We start from the raw sequence: 1565 nt of genomic DNA on the forward strand, positions 1-1565 counted from the left end.
TACACGGTAGCAGCGAATGCACCATGTACAGAAGAAGCTGTTTCGGTAGTGACAGTAGTAGTGGTTGACAGCCCAGATGCAGGAGAGAACGGAACACTTACAATCTGTGAAGGCGAAGAGGTAACAACAACAATGTTGTTTGCATCCTTGGGTGGTACACCTGATGCAGACGGTACTTGGAATGATAACGGAGATGGCACGTGGACATACACGGTAGCAGCGAATGCACCATGTACAGAAGTGGCATCATCAGTGGTTTTTGTCAACACAATTCAAGTTTCTGCTCCTGAGGGTAACGACCTGACTATTTGCTCAGATTTTGGAGATGTTTTGACTGCAAGAGCAACAGTTCCTGAAGGATTTAGTGTAGTTTGGTTCAATGAATTCGATGAAGTGGTAGAGAACCCTACTTTATCAGGAATCGGATCAATAACCTATTTTGCAGAAGCTGTAAATAATGAAACTGGTTGTGTAAGTATCAACAGAACACCAATAACTTTAACAATAAATAGCTGTAAAGTTGATATTGTGAAAGAAGTTGATCAAAGTCAAATTGATGGCCCTTTAACATTAAATTATACTATTACAATATCCAATGCTGGTAATATTCCATTGACAAATGTTGTGGTAACTGATCCATTAACTAATGGTGATGAAGTATTGACATTAGTCTCGGGAGATTTAAATGAAGACGGAAACCTAGATATTAATGAGAGATGGGTTTATATCACTACGTTTGAAGTTACTCAGGAAATGATTGATTTGGGATTAGATATAACAAATACAGCTTTTGTTAATTCAGATCAAACAACTGTAAAAGAGTCGACCGCAAATACAAAAATTGACCAAAATCCATTGCTTTCAGTTGTGAAAACAGCTACATCTATTAACGGTGATGCTATGGCGACTAGCTTCAGTGTGGTTGGCGATGAGATTTCGTACACGATTATCGTGAGCAACACTGGAAATGTGACCTTGAGCAATGTTGTTGTTACAGATCCATTGACAGGCTTTATTGAAACTATTGAGGGATTGGCTGCTGGAGAAAGTAAGACCTTTACTACGAGCTATACTGTAACGCAGGCAGATGTTGATGCGGGCAGGGTGTTGAACGTCGCGAGTGCGACGGGCAAAGATCCCGATGGTGAGCCTACGCTTCCATCAACGGATGAAGTGGAAGTTTTACTAGATTCAAATGATATAGAGGCCAATGATGATGACTTCGGTCCGATCAACGGCACGACAGGTGGCACAGTACCGGGCAATGTATTGGATAACGATACCTTGAACGGAGATCCTGTGAACCCTGATGATGTGATCTTGACACCGATCAATGTAGATCCAAACTCTCCGGTAGTGATCAATCCAGATGGAACGGTTACGGTAGCACCGAACACGCCAGCGGGAGACTACGAAGTAGAGTACAGTATCTGTGAGGTGTTGAATCCGGGCAACTGTGATACGGCGACAGTAACGGTAACAGTCACAGCTCCTAGGATCATAGCCAATGACGATGATTATGGAGTCCATCCTGTTGATTTTGGAGGAGTGTTGGGCAATATACT

General features: G+C 42.3%; 1 protein-coding gene. It reads left to right on the forward strand.

Features of this window, described 5'->3' with window-relative positions; genetic code table 11:
- Positions 1 to 1565: DUF7507 domain-containing protein (locus CLW00_RS21180; RefSeq protein ID WP_146131484.1), on the forward strand; the 1565-nt coding region annotated here is incomplete at both ends.

The organism is Mongoliibacter ruber (assembly GCF_003003005.1).
Taxonomy (GTDB): Bacteria; Bacteroidota; Bacteroidia; order Cytophagales; family Cyclobacteriaceae; genus Mongoliibacter; species Mongoliibacter ruber.